Here is a 16,769-nt window from a genome sequence, read left to right as displayed (position 1 = left end):
CCCACGACGACCTCGAGCACGACGAAGGCCGCCCCAGCGGATGCTGTGGCGGCCTTCGTGATGTGCTGGGGCTCAGCCCTGGGGGGCGAGCAGGAAGCCCGTGCCGTCCTCGGAGGGGGCGGCATCGAGCTGCTGGTCGGCCAGGGTGCTCGAGGTCGTGGGCTCGACGAAGACGCGGGCGCCCTCGGCCTCGATGACCTCGTCGCCCTCGACCGGGGCGGGGACGAGCGACAGCTCGAAGCTGCCGACCTGCTGGGCGGACTCGGCGATCCGCAGACCGCCCTCGTCAGGAAGTCCAGCGCGGGTCGAGATGTCCTGGACGGCGTGACGGGCGTTGTCGGTCAGGGTGAGCATGGGTGCTCCTTCGGTGGCCGGGATCGACGCCGGGCCCGGCCTCGGCAGGTGTGCCGCACCGGGGACCAGGCGTCTCGGGCTCTTCCACCGTCACAAGCCCGCGGCCGGGCCGCAAGCGGCGAGCCCCACGACGTCCACCCAGCGGACACCACCGTCACGTGACGTGAAGCCGGCGGCCGGCCCGTGGCTCAGCGCTGGGCCTCGTCCTCGTCGGTCGGCGGCACCACCGGCTGCTCCGCGGTGTGCTCGCGCTCCTCCATGACCTCCTGACCCGGACCCGAGAAGGCCTTGGACCGCTCGACCGCCGCGAGGCTGCCGGTGAAGAGCCGCGAGTGCTTGTCCAGGTCGAGGCGCACGGTGTCCTGCTGCGAGCCGAGCTCACGCTGCAGCTCGGCCGTCCGACGGCGGCGGGGCGGGTCCACCGCGGCCATCACCTGGGTCTCCTGCCTCGGGTCCGCGTCCTGGCGTCCTGCCGGGGGCGCCGGCGACGCCCCAGGGTCGGGCGCGGGGGTGGGACGAGCAGGGGTGGACGCGGGGGAGGCCGGAGGCACGACGCCGGGCGCCGGGCCGGGGGCGGGCTCGGAGGTCGGGACGGACTCCACCTCGGGCTCTGCCGAGTCGGCGTCGGACAGGTCCGCGCCCGACGGGTCCGCATCCGCCGGGTCCGCATCCGCCGGGTCCGCATCCGTCGACCTCACCACCCGCGGGCGCGCGACCGCACCGTCCTCGAGGCGCGTGCGGGGCAGCGCACCGAGGTGGTTGCCCTGCAGCCACACCACGAGGCCCTCACGCACGTAGCAGCGCAGGTCGAAGAGGGTGGGGGCGTCGGCGGCCGAGGCGAGGGCCCGCACGCGGACCAGACCGCCCGTCGCCTCGGTCACCTGGAGGATCCCGACGCGGTGGTCCCAGAGCCCGGACGCCTCGAGCAGCCGGGTGAGCTCGATGCGCATCTCGTCGACCGGCACGGTCCAGTCGAGGTCGAGCTCGACGGTGCCGAGCAGGTCGGCCGCGCGACGGGTCCAGTTCTGGAACGGGGTCGAGGTGAACCACGTCGAGGGCAGGATCAGCCGACGGTCGTCCCACAGGTGGACGACGACGTAGGTCAGGGTGATCTCCTCGATGCGGCCCCACTCCCCCTCGACCACGACGACGTCGTCGACCCGGATCGCGTCGGTGAAGGCCAGCTGGAGCCCGGCGAAGAGGTTGGCCAGGCTGCTCTGGGCCGCGAGGCCGGCGACCACCGAGAGCACACCGGCCGAGGCCAGCAGGCCCGCACCCGCGACGCGGGCCCCCTCGAAGGTGAGCAGGGAGGCCGCGATCGCGCAGAGCACCAGGGCCGCCACCGTGAGCCGCCGCAGGATGCTCACCTGGGTACGCACCCGCCGGGCATGCCGGTTGTCGGCGACGTCGGTGCGGTAGCGCGCCAGGGCGGCGTCCTCTGCGACGAAGGCCAGGGCGCCAACGAGCCACGCGAGGGAGGCGATCAGGGCGATCAGCAGCGCGTGCTCGACGGCCGGTCGCCAGGCGGCACCGGGGTCGGTCTCGGTGGGCAGCCGGGTGACCAGCCGGATGGCCACCCACGACGCGCTGACGACGAGCACGGCGCGCAGCGGCTGGCGGGCTCGCCGGGAGAGGTTCTCGGCGAGCCAGGTCCGCCGGCCCGCCGCCCTCACGACGGCGGCGATGACCTCGGCGAGCACCAGGGCGACCACGAGAGCCGCGGCGACGGCGACGACCACCACGACGGCGGAGGTCGCCTCGCGGACGACCGTGCCCGTGGTGGTCTCGTCCTCGGTAGCGGTCAGCAGACGGGGCAGGTCACGGATGATGGCGGGGGGAAGCACGGGCCCAGAGTAGGACGGAACCCTGAGCACGTCCTGTGTTCAAGTTTGTTGAATTCCGTTGAACCTTGTCGATATGCTGCGGGCATGAGCACCTGGTTGGTCACCGGCGGCGCCGGCTACATCGGATCCCACGTCGTGCAGGCCTTCATCGACCAGGGCATCACGCCCGTGGTCGTAGACGACCTGTCGAGCGGGCACGCGGAGTTCGTCCCCGAGGGCATCCCGTTCGTCCAGGCGAGCCTCCTCGAGGGCGCCCGCATCGAGGCCGCCCTGCGCGAGCACGGGGCGACCGGCGTCGTGCACCTCGCTGGGTTCAAGTACGCGGGGGTCAGCGTCGAGCGCCCCCTGCACACCTACACCCAGAACGTGACCGGCACCGTCAACCTGCTCGAGGCGATGGCTGCGGCCGGCACCACCAACATCGTGTTCTCCTCCTCGGCCGCCGTGTACGGGACTCCCGACACCGACCTCGTGACCGAGACGACGGCCACCGCCCCCGAGTCGCCCTACGGCGAGAGCAAGCTCATCGGCGAGTGGCTGCTGGCCGACCAGGCCCGTGCCACGGCCTCCTCGGGCGCTCCTCTGCGCCACACCTCGCTGCGCTACTTCAACGTGGTCGGCTCAGGCAGTCCGCGGCTCTACGACTCGAGCCCGCACAACCTGTTCCCCCTGGTGCTCGACGCCCTCGTGGCGGGCCGCACCCCACGCATCAACGGCACCGACTACCCGACCCCCGACGGCACCTGCGTGCGTGACTACGTGCACGTGGCCGACCTCGCCGTCTCGCACGTCGCCGCGGCGCGGGCCCTCGAGCAGGGCACCTCCCTGGAGCCCGTCTACAACCTGGGCTCGGGGGACGGGGTCTCGGTGCGGGAGATCATGCAGGCCATGGCCCAGGTCACGGGCATCGACTTCACCCCCGAGGAGGCCCCGCGTCGCCCGGGGGACCCCGCCCGCATCGTCGCCTCGGGGGAACGCGCCGCACGGGACCTCGACTGGCAGATGCGCCACACGCTCACGGACATGGTCGGCACCGCCTGGCAGGCCCGGCAGGCCTCCTCCTGAACCCCTAGGGCCGCTGCACGGGGCTCGCAGGGCCGACGGAGCCGCCTGAGCGGTGCACCCGGCTCACGGACGCGACGCGGGCTCCAGGGCCTGGAGCTCGGGGAGGCGCGCTGCGACCTCCTCGAGGGTCCGCTCGCTCCCCGCGTAGACCCCCTCGGGCCGCGGCCAGTGGATGACCACGTCGGTGTACCCGAGAGCCGCCGCGCGCTCCACCCCTTCGACGAGCACCTCGGTCGAGGACAGCGAGAAGACCGGGGCGCCGTCCAGGCTCAGGTAACGGTCGACCTCCCCCGGCGCGCGCCCCGCCTCGTCCGCCGCAGCGTCGAAGCGCGCGGTCAGCTCGGCGAGGCCCTGCCACCACGCCTCCTGGGCCTGCGCCGGCGTCGGGCCCGTCTCCTCGATGCCGAGGCTCGGGCCGTAGGTGCCCCACCCCTGGCCATGACGCGCGGCCACACGCATCGCGCGCGGGCCGTTGGCCGCCACGACGAAAGGCACCCGCGGGGTCTGCACGCACCCCGGGATCATCCTCGCTCCGTGGGCCTCGAAGTGGGTGCCTCCGTGGTCCGTCACGGGCTGGCGCAGCAGGAGGTCGAGCATCTCGACGAACTCCTCGAACCTCTCGGTCCGGGTGCGCAGGTCCACGGGAGGGCCGAGCACCTCGGCGTCGACCCCCGTCCCGCCGGCCCCCACACCGAGCACGAACCGCCCCTCGCTCACGTCGTCGAGCCCCATGACGTCCTTGGCGAAGGTCACCGGGTGGCGGTAGTTGGGACTGGCGACCCAGGTGCCCAGCCGGATCCGCTCGGTGGCCGTCGCGGCCGCCGCGAGCAGGGGGACCGTCGCGAGCCAGGGCTCGTCGACCAGGGAGCGCCAGGCGAGGTGGTCGTAGGTCCAGGCATGGTCGAAGCCGTACTCCTCGGCGCGCTGCCAGCGGCGCCTCGCCTCCGGCCACCGGTCCTGGGGCAGCAGCACGATCCCGATCCGCATGTGTCTCCCTCTCTCGCCCGACCCCGGCGCGCACCTACGCCCAGCCGAGCTCGTGCAACCGCTCGTCGTCGATGCCGAAGTGGTGCGCGACCTCGTGGACCACCGTGACGGCGACCTCCTCGACCACCTCCGTGACCGTCTCACAGATGGCCAGGGTCGGGTGCCGGAAGATCGTGATCCGGTCCGGCAGGGATCCCGCCTCCCACCACAGGTCCCGCTCGGTCAGCGCCACCCCCTCGTACAGCCCCAGGAGCTCAGGGTCCTCCGGGGGCGGGTCGTCCTCGACCAGCACCACGACGTTGTCGATCTGCGCCGCGAGCTCGGGCGGGATCCGGTCCAGGGCGTCACGGACCGCCTCCTCGAAGTCCTCTCGCGTCATCTCCACCACCCCGCCATTGTGGCCGCTTTGGAGATCCCCGCCTCAGCCCGTATGCTTTCCGAGGTCTTACGACGCTGCGACGTCACGGGCGTCCGTGTGACACGGCCCCCATCGTCTAGCGGCCCAGGACCCCGCCCTTTCACGGCGGTAGCACGGGTTCGAATCCCGTTGGGGGTACGAGCAGGACAGCAGGATGCATCACCGCAGTACGCTCGAAGCAAGATCTGCAGGAACCTTGTCTCACACAAGGCCCCGTAGCGCAGTTGGTTAGCGCGCCGCCCTGTCACGGCGGAGGTCGCGGGTTCAAGTCCCGTCGGGGTCGCTCGTCGCCCGCCCGGTCTCACGACCGGGCGTCGGCGTCAGCAGGGCCAGATAGCTCAGTTGGTAGAGCGTTCGACTGAAAATCGAAAGGTCCGCGGTTCGAACCCGCGTCTGGCCACCCAGCTCCCCCCGCCCTGCGGCCCGCACCACGCCGCCCCGGCGACCTGCCGAAGCCCAGCGTCTGGCTCCGCCCCCCTCCCCGAGCGTCGTCCTCGTGCTCTCCGATTGCCGAACCGCCCCACGACGGGTTGGCTGGGCGGAGAATGGGGCCTAACCCACCGGCGCTGCCCGTGGGCCGACGACGACGAAGGACGTGGTGAGGTGACGAGCACGAACAGCACCGGGCGTGCCGACGCTCGACCGAGCATCGGCGAGCTCGTGCAGAACCTGACGGAGAAGCTCTCGCAGCTGATCCGCGACGAGATCGCGCTCGCCAAGGCGGAGATGACCGAGAAGGCCAAGCACGCGGGCATCGGCGTGGGGCTCCTGGTCGGGGCCGGTCTCTTGGGGTTCTTCGCCCTCGCCACGCTCATCGCCACCGCGGTGCTCGGCCTGGCGAACGCCGTCCCCGCGTGGCTCGCCGCGCTGATCGTGGCCGTCGTGCTCCTGGCGATCGCCGCGACCCTGGCCCTGATCGGCATCAAGACCCTCAAGAAGGGCGTCCCGCCGGTCCCCGAGCGTGCGCAGGAGAGCGTCAAGCTCGACGTCGAGGCCGTCAAGGAAGGACTTCAGTGATGAACGCGTCCACCACCGCAGCCAGCTCCTCCTCCGAGGAGGACAAGCACCAGCGCACCCCTCAGCAGATCGAGGCGGAGATCGCCCGGACCCGTCAGGAGCTCCGCCTCACCGTGGACGAGCTCTCCGACCGCCTCGACCCCCGCACGCAGGCGACCCTCGCGGTCGACGAGGTCAAGGCTGCCGTCGCCGAGGTCAAGCGCAAGGTCTCGGGGGAGTCCCGTCCGCTGGGCGAGCCCGAGCCGACGACGCGCGCCTGGGTGATCCTGGGCACGGGGGCCGCGGCCGCCGTGGGGCTCGTCGCCAGCATCATCCGCAAGCTCTGAGCCGAGGCTGCGGAGCCTCACGTCCCGTTCCGCGAGACGTGACGTCCCTCACGCTGGGCACATCACAGGGCCGTCCGGGGGGCGCGGGTCGCCGGAACGGCCGCAGAGCATGTACCGTTAGCGCACGACGAAGAACCAGCACCCCGGGGCCGCACGTGACAACACGGTGCCGCCCCGCTTCTACGTTAGAGGGGGTCGATGCCATGGGGCGCGGCCGTCAGAAGGCTAAGCAGACGAAGGTCGCTCGCGAGCTCAAGTACTCGAGCTACGAGCCGAACTACCGAGCCCTCGAGCAGGAGCTCACGTCTGGTGGACGCCGCAGCGACCTGGCGACGGAGAGCCGACAGGCCTCGGGAACCCCTGAGGACGCTGACGACTACGCCGACTGGTCAGCAGAGGAACGTTGACCGGTCGACACGCACCCTGACCTGCGCAGGACGGCAGGTCGGAGCACGCAGTCGACGAGAACCCCGGAGGCCCTCGGGCCCCCGGGGTTCCGTCGCGTCCGGAGCCGGTGCACCACCGCGCGCGTCGTCGGTCAGCTGGCCGCGGGCGCGCCTCCCCCACCCAGGTCCTCGCCGTCGCGAGGCCTGAGGCCGCAGCCGGGGTCTCAGGCCGTCGTGTAGCGCCCGAGCATCTGCACGGCCCCGCCGCGCACGCCCTTGGTCCCTCGGACGACGCCATCGCCCGTCTCACCCTCGTCGGAGCGGACCCGGCCCAGGACCCAGGAGGGCACTCCCGCCTCAGCGAGCTGCGCCACAGCCCCGTCGACGCCCTCAGGGCTGACGACGGCGACCATCCCCACCCCGAGGTTCAGGGTGGCCTCGAGGTCGGTCCAGGGCACGTCGCCCAGGTGCCGCACCATCTCGAAGACCGGGGGCACCGTCCAGCTCGACCGGTCGACTTCGGCGAGCAGCCCGGGGGGCAGGACCCGCGCCAGGTTCGCCGCGAGTCCCCCACCGGTGACGTGGCTCAGGGCGTGCAGGTGACGGCCCGCGTCTCGGGCCAAGGACAGGCACGGACGCGTGTACAGGCGGGTGGGCTCGAGGAGCTCCTCACCGAGCCGGCGGCCCAGCTCGGGCACCTCGCGGTCCAGGGACCAGCCGGCGACCTGGAGGACCCGACGCACGAGGGAGTACCCGTTGGAGTGCAGGCCCGAGGAGGCCATCGCGAGGACCACGTCCCCCGCCCGGACGCGCTCGGGGCCGAGCACGTCCTCGGCCTCCACGATCCCGGTCGCGGCCCCGGCGACGTCGTACTCGTCGGGGGCGAGCAGCCCGGGGTGCTCGGCGGTCTCCCCGCCGACCAGGGCGGTCCCCGTCTCGGCGCAGGCCTCGGCGATCCCCCGGACGATCGCGGCGACCCGCTCGGGGACCACCGACCCCGTCGCGATGTAGTCGGTCATGAAGAGCGGCTCGGCGCCCACCACGACGATGTCGTCCACGACCATGCCGACCAGGTCGAAGCCGATCGTGTGGTGCACGTCCATGGCCTGAGCGATCGCCACCTTGGTGCCGACGCCGTCGGTCGAGGTGGCGAGCAACGGCCGCCGGTACCGGGAGACCGCCGCCAGGTCGTAGAGCCCGGCGAAGCCGCCGACCCCGCCCAGCACCTGCGGGCCGTGGGTGGCCCGCACGGCGTCCTTCATGAGCTCGACGGCACGGTCCCCGGCCTCGGTGTCGACCCCGGCCGAGGCGTAGGTGACCGGCTCCCGCCCGGAGTCGCTCACGGGTGCTCGAGCGCGCTCGCGCCACCGGTCGAGGTGAGCAGCGAGGACAGGCCGTCCTCGGGGGCCCCCAGAGGCAGCTCGCTCTGCTCGAGCAGGTGCTTGCCGAGCCGGTCCGCCGGGGGCAGCTCGATGGGGTACTTCCCGGTGAAGCACGCGGTGCACAGCCGTGCCGAGGGCTGCTCGGTGGCCTCGATCATGCCCTCGAGGGACAGGTAGCCCAGGGAGTCCGCCCCGATCGAGCGTCCGATCTCGTCGGGGGTCAGGCCCGTGGCGATCAGCTCGGCCCGCGAGGCGAAGTCGATGCCGTAGAAGCAGGGCCACTTGACGGGCGGTGCGGAGATCCGCACGTGCACCTCGGCCGCCCCCGCCTCGCGCAGCATCCGGACCAGGGCGCGCTGGGTGTTGCCGCGCACGATCGTGTCGTCGACCACCACGAGGCGCTGCCCGCGGATGACGTCCTTGAGCGGGTTGAGCTTGAGCCGGATGCCGAGCTGGCGCAGGGTCTGCGAGGGCTGGATGAAGGTCCGCCCCACGTAGGCGTTCTTGGTCAGCCCCTGGGCGTACCGGATCCCCGACTCGGCGGCGTAGCCGATGGCTGCCGGGGTCCCGGACTCGGGCACCGGGATGACGAGGTCGGCGTCGACGGGGAACTCCCGCGCCAGGGCCCGGCCCATCTCCACGCGGGCGGCGTGGACCGAGCGCCCGGAGATGCTCGTGTCCGGCCGGGCCAGGTAGATGTACTCGAAGGAGCAGCCCGTCGGCGTGGCCGGGGCGAAGCGGGTGCTGCGCAGCCCGTCGGCGTCGATCGCGATGAGCTCGCCGGGCTCGACCTCACGCACCAGCGAGGCACCGACGATGTCCAGGGCGGCGCTCTCGCTCGCGACCACCCAGCCGCGCTCGAGGCGACCGAGGACCAGGGGCCGGACGCCGTGGGTGTCCCGTGCCGCGTAGAGGGTGTGCTCGTCCATGAAGACCAGGCAGAAGGCGCCGCGGAGCCGCGGCAGCACCTCGAGGGCGGTGGCCTCGAGGGTGTGGTCGGGGTCGCCCTGGAGCAGGGCCGTGACCAGCGCGGTGTCGGTGGTGGTGCCGCGGGCGAGCTCACCGCGGCGCTGCGAGCCGTAGCGCTCGGCCACGAGGTCGACGAGCTCGGCGGTGTTGGTGAGGTTGCCGTTGTGACCCAGGGCGATCGTCCCGCCGGCCGTGGGGCCGAGGGTCGGCTGGGCGTTCTCCCACGTCGAGGCGCCGGTGGTCGAGTACCGGGTGTGGCCGATCGCGACGTGCCCGGTCAGGGCGTTGAGGGCCGTCTCGTCGAAGACCTGCGAGACCAGGCCCATGTCCTTGTAGACGAGGAGCTGGTCCCCGTTCGAGGCGGCGATGCCGGCTGACTCCTGACCCCGGTGCTGCAGGGCGTACAGGCCGAAGTAGGTGAGCTTGGCCACCTCCTCACCGGGGGCCCAGACCCCGAAGACGCCGCACGCGTCCTGGGGGCCCTTCTCACCGGGCATGAGGTCATGGCTCAGTCGTCCGTCACCGCGGGGCACGGCGCCATCGTCGCACACGCCCGCCGGGTCGCGCGCGCGGCGTCGGGGAGTCCCGGCGGACGGTGTCCCGCCACCGCCGGCGCGCGCCGTCCCTCAGCGCCGCGAGCGCCGGTCCGCGACCACGGCGGCCACGGCGCCGAGGATCGCGCCCAGGACGGCGAGGGTCAGCCCGGTGAAGACGACGACGGGCCCCAGGCCGAGCTCGTTGGTCCCCCCGCGCCAGAGCAGCACGGTGGGCACCGCGACGAGGATCCCCAGCACGACCCCGGCCATGACGAAGCCCCGGTAGCGGGGCGCGCGGCGCACCGTCGCGGGGGTGGCGACCCGCTCGAGCTCCTCGGCGTCGGGCGCGGGGGCGGGGGCGGGCCGGCCCTCGGCGGGCTGGTCCGGGTCTGGGGCGTTCTGGTCGGACGACACAACCGGACCCTACCCGCGCGGAGCGGGCAGGGTCCGGTCGTCGTGCGTCACGCCACAGGTGGCGGCGAGCTCAGGCCGTCATCCGGCACGGGCTCAGGGGCGCCACCAGCCGATGAACAGGTACCAGAGCCAGCCGAAGAGCTTCTTGACCAGGTCCACCAGCCAGTTGCCCCCGGGCTCCCCGGGCTCCTCGGGCTCGTCCGCCTCGGCCACGGTCACCGCGAACTCGGCACTGGTGCCGGTCTCGGTCCCCGCGACGAGCACGAGCTCACCCGCCTCGGTGCCCTCCGGCACGGTGAAGGTCACGCTCGCCCGGCCCACCTCGTCGGTGGTGTCGACGATGGTCGGGTCGATCGCCGCGGTCGCGAGGACCTCGTCGCCCGCCCGGACGGTGACCTCGTCGGGCTGCTGCTCCCCGGCGCTGAACAGCAGGGAGGAGAGCTCGACCGTGACCTCGTCCTCGGGCAGGTAGCCCTCCGCCGGCGGGTCCACGACGTGGACTCCGACGGCCCGCTGCGCGAGGTCGGGGCTCACGGGCGAGAGCTCCCCCAGGTAGTCGACGAAGGCCTGCAGGTCCACACGACCCGAGTCCCGCGCGTCGCTGCCCTCGGCGAGGGTCGTGAAGTTGTCCCCGCCCGAGGCGAGGAAGGAGTTCACGACCACCGTGTACCCGGCCTCGAGGTCGAGCGGCTCCCCGTCGACCAGCACCCGGTCGATCCGGTCGCCCTCGGGGCCGGTCGGGTCGTAGGTGTAGGTCAGGCCCGACGTGCCGAGCTTGAGGAACGGGCGGCTGGCCCCCGCGGGCTGCCACTGCTCCTCGAGCACGTCGACCACCTGCTGGCCCGTGAGGGTCATGGTGACGAGCGTGTTGGCGAAGGGCTGGACGTTGGCCGCCTCCCGGTAGGTGACGTTGCCGTCCGGGTCCCCCTCGCCGCTCGAGGCATACGTGAGGTCGGCCCGCAGCCCGCCCGGGTTCATGAAGGCGATCTGCGTGCCGGCGTCCTGCGTGGCCCACCGCTGCACGTCGGCCACGAGGTTGTTCAGGGTGGACTCCCCGCCCCGGTTCTCCGAGCCGTTCGACTGCTGGGCCCGCCGCAGGTCACCCGTGATCTCCCCGAGCGAGACCTGGCCGAGCTCCTCCGCCACCTCGACGGCCTCGGCCACGATGGCCGCGACCTCCGCGTCGGGCTCGAAGGCCGGCTGCCCGTCGACCACGAGCGGGACGATCTCGGCCGCGTTGTCCACGACCTCGCCGTCCGCGTCGACCGTGAGGGTGACCCGGGCGAGGGTCTCGCCGTACTGGCCGCCCTGCACCACCGGCCGGGTGAGCCCGTCGGCCCATCCCTCGACGGGGATCTGGTGGGTGTGCCGCTGGTGGGTGTGACCCGCGAAGATCACGTCGACCTCGGGGCTCACCTCGGTCGCGATGCGTCCGAAGTCCGAGTCGTCGGTCGAGTCGGCGATGTCGGCCGAGGCCGGGCCCTCGTGGACCAGCAGGACCAGCACGTCGGCCTCGCCGTTGGCAGGGTCACCGTCGGTCAGGTCGGCCGCGACGCGGTTGACCTCCTCGACGATCGGCCGGAACTCCAGGCTCGCGATCCCGGCCGGGGTGACCAGGGAGGGCATGTCCTCGGTGAGGGCGCCGATGAAGCCCACGTCGACCCCGTCGATCTCGGTGATCCAGTAGTCCTCGTACGCGGGCTCGCCGGTCTCACGGTCGTAGACGTTGGCCCCGAGGTGCGGGAAGTCCGCGAGCGGGATCACGCGGTCGTCCAGGTCCTCGCGGCCCCGGTCGAACTCGTGGTTGCCCAGGGCCGCGGCGTCCAGGCCCATCGCGTTGAGGGCCTCGATGGTGGGGGTGTCCTCCTGGACGAAGGAGGTGAAGGTCGAGGCACCGATGTTGTCCCCCGCCGAGAGGAACAGCGTGTTCGGGTTCGCGTCCCGGTAGGAGTTGACCGCCCCGGCCAGGACCGCGGCCCCGGCCGCCGGGGGGTTCGCCTCGAGCCGCCCGTGGAAGTCGTTGACGGTCAGCAGGTCGATCTCGACCGTGCCGTCACCGCCGTCGGGGCCCTCGGCCGTGAACCCGACGAGGATCGGGTCGTGGTCGGAGGAGCGGTACACGGTCCCGGCCTCGGCCTGCGGGAAGGCTCCGTAGTACTGGTAGCCGAACCACTCGGGGGCGTTGATCTCCCAGATGTCGGCCCCGGTCACGCGCTCGGCGAAGGACGGGGTCGCGAGGGCGTGGTCGAGGGAGCCGAGCTCGCCGTCGAAGGTGTAGGTGTACTGGCCCGAGGCGTGCTGGGCCGTGAGGTCCACGTAGCCTGCCGCCGCGAAGGCCGCGATCGGGTCCTCCTGGCTGTAGGAGTTCAGGTCCCCGAGCACCGCGACGTCCTCGACACCCGCGCCGAGGACCTCCTCCTCGACGAACTCGATGACCGCCTCGGCCTGGCCGACGCGCTCGGCGTTGAAGAAGCCCTGGCCGTCGGCCGGCTCCTCGCCCGTTCCGCCGCCCTTGGACTTGAAGTGGTTCGCGACCACCGCGAACTCCTCCCCGCCGTCGAGCGGGGCGAAGGTCTGGGCGATCGGCTCCCGGGCGATGTTCCACACGGTCTCGTCGACCGGCGCGAGGCTCTCGCCCACGGGCTCGACCGTGTCGGTGCGGTAGATGATCGCGTTCATGATCGCGTCGGTCTCGGTCGCTCCCTCGCCGACGAGCACCGCGGGGGTGGGCACGTAGGCCCAGACCTCGCTGCCCTCAGCCACGTTCAGGGCAGCCACGAGGTCGGCGAGCGCGACGTCGGGGGTCCCGTCGCCGAACTGCACCGAGTTCTCGATCTCCTGCAGGGCGACGACGTCGGCCCCGAGCGAGGTGATGGCCTGGACGATCTTGGGCTTCTGCAGGTCGAACTGGGCCTGGTTCCGGGCGCCACGCGCCCGCGAGTCGTCCTCGGTGAAGGTCGTGAAGTAGTTGAGGACGTTGAAGGCCGCGACCGCGAGGTCCCCGCCGACCTCGGCCGGGGCCTCGGGACGCGGGTTGAGCTCGGTGAAGGTGGGCTTCTGCTCGGCGGGGGTCTGCGCGCTGATCGGCGTGGTGGGCTGGAGGCGCCACTCGTCGAAGCCGTAGTGCAGCACGTAGGTCAGGTCGGCAAAGTCGACGCCGTCACCGACGCGGACCGGGTCCTCGGCCGTGAGGTACGGCTGGGTCGCACCGGTCACCTGGCTGCTGCGACCGTCGTCCAGGAGCAGGCGACGGGCCGCGTTCTGGGCCGCGATCGCGTCGGCCTCGGCCCCCGGCCGGGCCAGCTCGGTGCTCTTGACCGGCAGGGTGTCCCCCGCGCTCAGCCAGACGGCCCCGAAGCGGTCGACCTCGTGGGTCGAGGCCACCAGGTAGTCACCCTCGGGGGCGACGAGCATGCCCTCGAAGGGCTCGCGGTCCGCGCCGGTGAGGGAGTCGGGCAGGCTGACGGGGTCGGGCACCTGGCCCTCGCCGACCACCTCGACCGCTCCGCCCGCTCCGGCGGCAGAGATCTGGGTCAGCCCGAAGTACTCGCCTGCGACGCCCGTGACCTGCACGAGGTCGCCGATCTGCGCGTCGGTGGTCCGGGTGTTGAGGTAGACGAAGATGCCGTCCGAGGCTCCGGGGGTCGCGTCCTCGGTCCCGCCCGAGCCGGCGGTCTGCACGTACAGGCCACGGTAGCCGCCCGTGGTGTGGTCGGCCGTGACCACACCCTCGACGGTGACCGTGCTGCCTGCCAGGGGGGTGGCGTCGCCGGTGCCCTGCACCTCGGCGATCGTGTGCGTCACCTCGGCCGCAGCGGCCGGGGGGACGAGAACGGCAGCGAGGCCGAGAGAGCCTGCTGCCGAGAGGGTGACGAGGCGCCGGGTACGGCGCCGGGCGTGGTGCATCGGGCTGACCTCCAGGGGGTCACTGCACGGAGCGAAGGCGCTCGAGGCGGCGCCCTGACCCGGTGCACGCTATAGGCCGACCGGGTGAAGATCCACCCCCCTTGTGACCTTGGTCATGGAAGGTTTGACCTTCGTTCACCAGGTGGTCGCAGCCGTCCCGCGAGCTGAGCGGTCGGCGCCGGCGGCGACCCGGTCGCGGCCCGCCCGACCGGACCCCCGTCAGCGCTGTCGCGCGGCCTGGAGCGGGAGGTACGGCGCGAGGTCGGCCCGGGCCCCGGAGGCGCGGACCCGCCCCGAGGCGACGGCCTCGGCCCACACGATCTGCCCGCTGACCAGGGCCAACCAGGTGCTGGGGTCCGTCTCGACGACGTTGGGGGGCGTGCCCCGGGTGTGCCGCGGCCCCGCGACGGCCTGCACGGCGCCGTCGGGCGGGACCCGCACCTCGACCGACGGACCGGGGGCGACCTCGGCGAGCTCCTCGAGGGTGAAGCGGACGGCGGTGCGCACCTGGGCCCGGGGCGCACCCTCGGGATCTGCCTGCCAGGCGGCCAGGGCCGCACGGCCGACAGCGGGGTCGGTGCGTCGTGCCGGTGCCATGCCAGGCAGCCAACCACAGAAAACCCGTCCTCAAGGTCGGGGGGTCAGCGACCGATAGGAGCATCAGTCCGCACCGCGGTGCCATGGGGGCCCAGGGCGACTGTCCTGAGAGGCCTCTACGCATGGCTCGACGCCCTGTCCTGCTCGCCGCCGCGACGGCGATCCTGCTCCCGGTGGTGGGCCTCGCCCCCGCCGGGGCGACCACCGGCACCACGGTCACCGCGCCGACGGTGACCACGACCACCACAACCACCGACGTGGCGACCGAGGGCTCGACCGAGCCTGAGACCGTCACCGGTGAGGTCCAGCGCCTCGCCGTGGAGCTGCGCGACGGCGGCGGCTTCCAGCTGACCTTCGTGGTGCCGACCGAGGGCGACCCGGTGCGGGTCCCCGACGAGGAGATCGCCGAGGTGACCACCGGATCGACCGTCGAGGTCGTCGTCGTCGGGGTCGACCCCCTCGAGGAGATCACCGAGCCCGAGACCTCGGCCGAGCTGCTCGCGGTCGACGTGCTCACCGCCGCCCCCGAGGCCAACGTGCTCGCCGAGGCCACCGAGGCCGAGGTCGCCGACCCCGAGATCGCCCAGGCGCCCGGCGTGGTCGCCGTCCGACCGGTGCACCTGATCTCCGGCCGGCTCTCGGGCCAGACCCTCGACGCGATCCGCAGCGCCGACCTCGCGACCGACCTGACGACCCTCGTCACGCCCTACTGGTCGGACTCGACGGCCGGGCAGGTCGTCTTCAGCGAGTCGAGCCGCAGGAACGGTGCGGTCCACAGCACCTGGGGCAAGACCACCACCTGCACCAACTCCCAGATCCTCGGGACCCTGGCCTGGGCGAGCGCCCTCGTCGGCCTTCCCCGCCCGGCCGGTGACGGGCAGCACGCCGTGCTCTACACCCCTGACGTCGCTGCCTGCGGCTTCAGCGGCGTGGCTCACGTGGCCAACGGCGGCGCGGCGTGGCTCAACGGGGACACCAAGCGCTCCAGCCGGTGGATGACCTTCGCCCACGAGCTGGGACACACCCTCACCCTCGGCCACTCGAACTCGTACGTGTACTGCGGCGACCTCGCCGACGGCGACGAGTGCCTCCCCGGCGAGTACGGCGACGCCTACGACATCATGGGCGTGGGGACCTCGGCCGGCCCGCTCAGCGGCGCGCACCTGCAGACCCTCGGCCTGCTCGACAGCGCCTCGACTGTCTCGGCGAGCGGCTCGACGACGGTCGCCCTGGCTCCTGTCGGCGGCCTCACCGGCACCCGTTTCCTCACCTTCACCTCGGGCGGCGTGACTTACCACGTCGAGTACCGGGCCGCCGTCGGCCGCGACGCGGACCTGGCGACGAACCGGGGCGGCTGTGCCCTCGGCGTCTTCTACTGCACGGGGCTCGACCGCTACACCCCGGGCGTCGTCGTGCGCCGCGTGGACTCCCCGGGCGCGGGGGCCGACACCCTGCTCCTCGACGCCGGCGTGGAAGACCCCGCGTACGTCACCTCCGAGCCGTGGTTCGTGCTCAAGCAGGGACGCACCTTCACGACGGCCGACGGCGGCGCGGTGGTCAAGGTCACCGCGCAGTCCTCTGGCTCGGCAACGGTCGCGCTGACCATCGGCCCGAACCTGCGGCCGGGGACGCCGACGATCTCAGCCCTCTCGGGGACAGTGACCGACGACACCGGCAGGTTCTACACCCAGGGCAGCACGACCACGATCTCGTGGAGCGTGGCCGACGGCCCGGCGGCGGTGCAGCAGCAGGTGCTCCGCAACGGCAACGTCGTCGCAACGCTGGCCCCAGGCGTCCGTACGGCGGACATCGCCCTGAGCAAGGGCGCGAACTACATCGTCGTCCGCGCGGTGGGTGAGGTGTCGACCGCCCTGAGCCACGGCGTGAGCCTCACCCGGGACTCGATGGCGCCGACCTTCCCCCAGGCGCCTCAGCTCGCGGTGCGCACGGGCGTGGTGTCCACGACAGCGGTCCCCGTGACCCTGACGTGGAAGGCCGCCGACTCGACCCTGCGGGACGTCAGCCTGGTGCAGCCTGCGGGGCGCGCGGCCACCTACAAGCCGACGACCACGAGCGCGCAGTACGTCGTGCCGCGCGGCTCGCGGACCTGGGAGCTCAAGGCCCGCGACTGGTCGGGCCGCACCACCACCTCCTCGATGGTCAGGGACATCGCGACCGCACCGGAGACCTCGACCTCACGCACGGGCACGTGGCGCACCGCCTCCAACACCCAGCTGCTCGGCGGCAAGGCCCTGGTGTCCGACGTCCGGGGGTCGACGATGAGCTACAAGTTCACCGGGCGCAGCGTCGGCTGGGTCGTCCAGACCGGGCCGGACAAGGGCCGCGCGACGGTCTACGTCGACGGCAAGAAGATCGGCACCGTGGACACCCACTCGCCGTCCCAGGTGCGCCGGAACATCGTCTGGACGCACAGCTGGGCGACCTCGGGCACCCACACGGTGAAGATCGTCGTGCAGGGCACCGCGGGGCGGCCCCGTGTGGTGAGCGACGGGTTCGTCGTCCTGCGCTGACCTGACCCGGCCGGGGGGGCGGCGGGGCGCGCCCCCC

General features: G+C 72.8%; 14 protein-coding genes and 3 tRNA genes. 8 read left to right on the top strand and 9 right to left on the bottom strand.

Annotated elements, in window-relative coordinates; translation table 11 throughout:
* Positions 1-72 precede the first annotated feature (72 nt).
* Together J4G33_RS15320 and J4G33_RS15315 are read right to left on the bottom strand one after the other, a co-directional pair.
* Positions 73-354, bottom strand: coding sequence for an adhesin (locus tag J4G33_RS15320; RefSeq protein WP_208056854.1), 282 nt, complete (start codon positions 352-354; stop codon positions 73-75).
* Positions 355-542: 188 nt separating this feature from the next.
* Entirely contained in the window at positions 543-2,198 is a 1,656-nt protein-coding gene (locus tag J4G33_RS15315; protein ID WP_307793947.1) for a mechanosensitive ion channel family protein, read from the bottom strand.
* An 84-nt stretch (positions 2,199-2,282) separates the two neighbouring features.
* On the opposite strand from J4G33_RS15315, the gene galE reads away from it, so the two are divergent.
* The gene (galE, locus tag J4G33_RS15310) at positions 2,283-3,263 is read left to right on the top strand and encodes a UDP-glucose 4-epimerase GalE (protein ID WP_208056853.1); all 981 of its coding nucleotides are present in this window, start codon (positions 2,283-2,285) and stop codon (positions 3,261-3,263) included.
* A gap of 63 nt (positions 3,264-3,326) precedes the next feature.
* On the opposite strand, the gene J4G33_RS15305 is transcribed toward galE, so the two are convergent.
* On the bottom strand, positions 3,327-4,250 hold the full coding sequence (locus J4G33_RS15305) for an LLM class flavin-dependent oxidoreductase (RefSeq protein WP_208056852.1): 924 nt from the start codon (positions 4,248-4,250) through the stop codon (positions 3,327-3,329).
* A gap of 34 nt (positions 4,251-4,284) precedes the next feature.
* Entirely contained in the window at positions 4,285-4,629 is a 345-nt protein-coding gene (locus tag J4G33_RS15300) for a metallopeptidase family protein (RefSeq protein ID WP_208056851.1), read from the bottom strand.
* Between the two features lie 104 nt (positions 4,630-4,733).
* Between J4G33_RS15300 and J4G33_RS15295 the strand changes: the two genes are divergently transcribed.
* From J4G33_RS15295 to J4G33_RS15270, 6 genes are all read left to right on the top strand, one after another.
* Positions 4,734-4,806 (top strand) — tRNA-Glu (locus tag J4G33_RS15295).
* 71 nt (positions 4,807-4,877) lie between these two features.
* Positions 4,878-4,951, top strand: a tRNA-Asp gene (locus tag J4G33_RS15290).
* 44 nt (positions 4,952-4,995) lie between these two features.
* A tRNA-Phe gene (locus J4G33_RS15285) sits at positions 4,996-5,068 on the top strand.
* Positions 5,069-5,271: 203 nt separating this feature from the next.
* Positions 5,272-5,685 carry a phage holin family protein gene (locus J4G33_RS15280; protein ID WP_208056850.1) on the top strand — a complete coding sequence of 138 codons (414 nt, stop codon included), beginning with the start codon at positions 5,272-5,274 and terminating at the stop codon, positions 5,683-5,685.
* On the top strand, positions 5,685-6,011 hold the full coding sequence (locus J4G33_RS15275) for a DUF3618 domain-containing protein (protein ID WP_208056849.1): 327 nt from the start codon (positions 5,685-5,687) through the stop codon (positions 6,009-6,011). The genes J4G33_RS15280 and J4G33_RS15275 overlap by 1 nt, the downstream gene beginning before the upstream one ends.
* Before the next feature lie 203 nt (positions 6,012-6,214).
* Positions 6,215-6,418: a DUF3073 domain-containing protein gene (locus J4G33_RS15270; RefSeq protein ID WP_208056848.1), complete on the top strand. Its 204-nt coding sequence runs from the start codon at positions 6,215-6,217 to the stop codon at positions 6,416-6,418.
* Positions 6,419-6,621: 203 nt separating this feature from the next.
* Here J4G33_RS15270 and purM read toward each other — a convergent pair whose 3' ends face one another.
* The 5 genes from purM to J4G33_RS15245 all read right to left on the bottom strand — a co-directional run bounded on the left by purM (position 6,622) and on the right by J4G33_RS15245 (position 14,201).
* Positions 6,622-7,740 carry a phosphoribosylformylglycinamidine cyclo-ligase gene (gene purM, locus J4G33_RS15265; RefSeq protein ID WP_208056847.1) on the bottom strand — a complete coding sequence of 373 codons (1,119 nt, stop codon included), beginning with the start codon at positions 7,738-7,740 and terminating at the stop codon, positions 6,622-6,624.
* Positions 7,737-9,245, bottom strand: coding sequence for an amidophosphoribosyltransferase (gene purF, locus J4G33_RS15260; protein WP_243759227.1), 1,509 nt, complete (start codon positions 9,243-9,245; stop codon positions 7,737-7,739). The genes purM and purF overlap by 4 nt, the downstream gene beginning before the upstream one ends.
* A 129-nt stretch (positions 9,246-9,374) precedes the next feature.
* On the bottom strand, positions 9,375-9,698 hold the full coding sequence (locus tag J4G33_RS15255; protein ID WP_208056845.1) for a histidine kinase: 324 nt from the start codon (positions 9,696-9,698) through the stop codon (positions 9,375-9,377).
* Positions 9,699-9,791: 93 nt separating this feature from the next.
* The gene (locus J4G33_RS15250) at positions 9,792-13,604 is read right to left on the bottom strand and encodes an ExeM/NucH family extracellular endonuclease (RefSeq protein WP_208056844.1); all 3,813 of its coding nucleotides are present in this window, start codon (positions 13,602-13,604) and stop codon (positions 9,792-9,794) included.
* A 219-nt stretch (positions 13,605-13,823) separates the two neighbouring features.
* Positions 13,824-14,201 (bottom strand): sterol carrier family protein, encoded by a 378-nt coding sequence (locus tag J4G33_RS15245; RefSeq protein ID WP_208056843.1) that lies wholly within the window; start codon positions 14,199-14,201, stop codon positions 13,824-13,826.
* A 122-nt stretch (positions 14,202-14,323) separates the two neighbouring features.
* On the opposite strand from J4G33_RS15245, the gene J4G33_RS15240 reads away from it, so the two are divergent.
* Entirely contained in the window at positions 14,324-16,732 is a 2,409-nt protein-coding gene (locus tag J4G33_RS15240) for a metallopeptidase domain-containing protein (protein ID WP_208056842.1), read from the top strand.
* Positions 16,733-16,769: the final 37 nt, after the last annotated feature.

The organism is Actinotalea soli (assembly GCF_017565425.1).
In the GTDB taxonomy this organism is placed as follows: Bacteria; Actinomycetota; Actinomycetes; order Actinomycetales; family Cellulomonadaceae; genus Actinotalea; species Actinotalea soli.
This window is presented reverse-complemented; position numbering and strand designations above follow the sequence as displayed.